Source organism: Micromonospora sp. DT44 (assembly GCF_049841635.1).
GTDB lineage: Bacteria > Actinomycetota > Actinomycetes > Mycobacteriales > Micromonosporaceae > Micromonospora.
Genome location: NZ_JBNCKS010000125.1, coordinates 1 through 2368 on the forward strand (window position 1 = coordinate 1; position 2368 = coordinate 2368).

Genomic DNA, 2368 nt, shown 5'->3' on the forward strand with positions numbered 1-2368 from the left:
ACTGGCACACCGGCCAACCGGTCATGCGATCCCTGACCGCCTACGACCACTGACCCCTTGGAATCGATCATCTAGATACCGCGCTCCAAATTGCGCGGCCCGGCACGGGAGGAGTGGGGCGCGTAGCAGTCGAAGACATACCCGTGGCGACGGCAGAGGACGACCGGCGGCTCGATCCGCCGGTCGCAGAAAGGAAGACTCAGCGTAGGCGGTCACGGGTCCGCCTGCGTCGCAGTGTGCCGACTAGGACATCGGCCGACGCCGTCGGATCCTCGGGCGAGCTGGCCACGGCCTCATCCGCCAGTCTGGAGGCGGCACAACACCGTTCCGTGTACACCCCGAATTCTCAGGGCCCGCTGCCTCCGTCGCTGCCCACCGCCAAGTCCGGCAGGAACAGCCGACGGGTGGTGTCCGCCGTGGACCGGCCTACCGCACAATCATCTCCCGAACACCGTAAAAGTCCCACCACGATTGTCGGTGTTCGCGTAGCTCTCCCGCGACTCGCGTCAGCAGGAGCCAGTTGCCATTGAGCAGGAGCGCGGCATCCTCTTGCCGGCTGGCGAGAACACGGCCGACGGCCGACACCATGGTGGGGACCACCTCGTCGGGTGGGTCGTTCTTTCGCAGGTCAAAGACGATGTTGGTGTACGTGTCGGGTTCCCATTCCCATCGCGCGCCGCCGTCGACTTCGGCATCGAAGTAGCCGTTGCTGCCCGCGTAGATGGTGACCGTGTAGCCGAGTTCCTCCCGGAGGTCGGCGCTGAGCAGCCGGGGGTAGCCGGGCTGTGCCGACTCCTCGACGCCGTGTGGGGCGACGAGGGGAGCGAGGTCCTCCAGCGGAATGTCGCCGGCCAGGGTCAGTCGGTACTCGATGCCCACGTGCTGCCTGCCTTCTCAGTCTCGTCGAACAATCTGAATGATCGCACCGCTTCGGGTCACCGCTGCCAGTTCCTTGAGCTGCGGGACCGGCCAGTCGTCGAACTGCTTCTGCAGGGCGGTGATGTCACCGCGCCAGTCCTGCAGGTTCAGCACCACCCGCTGGGTCTGCTGCCTGGCCACCTTCTGCGACACTTCCGTCCATACCCCGCGTACCGCCTTGCCGGGGGTGGGCGAGCAGCAGTCGAAGACGTGGCCCTCGATGAGGTAGTCGGGTTCCTTGTCGGGCTTGCCCACGTCGCCGGTGCTCTGGCGCGCGTCGGCGATCTCCCGCCGTGTCGGGTTTTGGTGCACGCGGTAGCCGTCCTGGGCGAGGGTGTCGGCGCATTCGTTCTCCAACTCCAGTGAGCGCCGTACCGCTTCGTCCTCGCGTGGTGGGATCCTGGTTCGTGGTCCGGTTGGTGAGCCGCCGGGAACGCCTGTGGGTGGCCTGCTCCAGCGGGTGCAGGCCGATCCGGGGAGGTCGGGGGCTTCCTTGGCGGGTGTGGTTGCGGCCGTACTGCCGTCGGTGTCGAGGGAAGGGCTGGCCGGCGAGGAACCGCCAGCCCTCGTCAGTTTCCCGCTGATCCCAGCTGTCGTGCTTCGGCGGCTGCCGCGTCGACGAACTGCCGGGCGGTGCCGGTACGTTGAACGATGAGCACCATGACCTGCTTGACGCCGTCCAAGGCCTGCAACAGGGGTCCCGGCTGCCCGCCGACGAGGACGGCCGTGACGAGTTGTTGCGCCGCGCCGGCCTGACTGATCACTGCGGTCGCCGCGTCGCGGGCGCCGTCCACCGCGCTCTGCACCGGCGCGAGCCCGGACATTGTCTCCTGCGGCGTGCCCTGGCGCGGCACCGCCGCGGTGGCCTGCGCCGCCTCCCCAATCGAGGCGGAGAGGCGGCCCAGACCAGCCTGGATCTCATTGATCGCGCTATAGACCCTGGCCATGCCGGCAGCCACCGCGGCGAAGCCGGCGCCCGCGGCACGAACCCCGACCTCCTGCGCCTGAGTGCCGGCTGCGGCGGTGAGGCCGCGAGCTCTGTCGACGCCGGCTGTCAGGGCACGCAGCTCGGCGTCTACCTTCTCGATGTTCGACACGTGGAGCGGTCTCCTATCGGCGATGATGTTGTTGGATCACTTACCCGTAGTGCAATCGCGTCGGCGGCCAGCCCGACGTGGTCGCCTACCGTGCAGCTTCACCCGGTTTGGCGATGCTGCCGACGTAGGGGCCGAGGTGCGGTTTCGGTGGGGCGGTCACCGGTGAGCATCCGCTGAGCGGTCATGACGATGGGGCCTTTGTCAACGCCGGCTGAAGGTTGACCCCTCTGTTCCGGGCGGGTTCCAGTACTTGTCGCAACACAGCTGATCATGTGGGGTGTGTTGATGGGACGACGAGGACGCAAACGCCGGCTCGAGATCGAGACGGAGTACTGGCGGCTGCTGCAGGCAGG

Annotated in this window: 3 protein-coding genes; all 3 read right to left on the reverse strand. The window is 67.6% G+C overall.

Annotation, left to right across the window (positions count from 1 at the left end; all coding sequences use genetic code 11):
• Positions 1 to 426 precede the first annotated feature (426 nt).
• The 3 genes from ACLQ25_RS32510 to ACLQ25_RS32520 all read right to left on the reverse strand — a co-directional run bounded on the left by ACLQ25_RS32510 (position 427) and on the right by ACLQ25_RS32520 (position 2015).
• Positions 427 to 879 (reverse strand): SitI3 family protein, encoded by a 453-nt coding sequence (locus ACLQ25_RS32510; RefSeq protein WP_425734556.1) that lies wholly within the window; start codon positions 877 to 879, stop codon positions 427 to 429.
• Positions 880 to 894: 15 nt separating this feature from the next.
• The gene (locus tag ACLQ25_RS32515; RefSeq protein WP_425734558.1) at positions 895 to 1281 is read right to left on the reverse strand and encodes a hypothetical protein; all 387 of its coding nucleotides are present in this window, start codon (positions 1279 to 1281) and stop codon (positions 895 to 897) included.
• Between the two features lie 206 nt (positions 1282 to 1487).
• A complete protein-coding gene (locus ACLQ25_RS32520; protein WP_425734557.1) occupies positions 1488 to 2015 on the reverse strand; it encodes a DUF6244 family protein in 528 nt (175 codons plus the stop codon).
• Between the last annotated feature and the right edge of the window lie 353 nt (positions 2016 to 2368).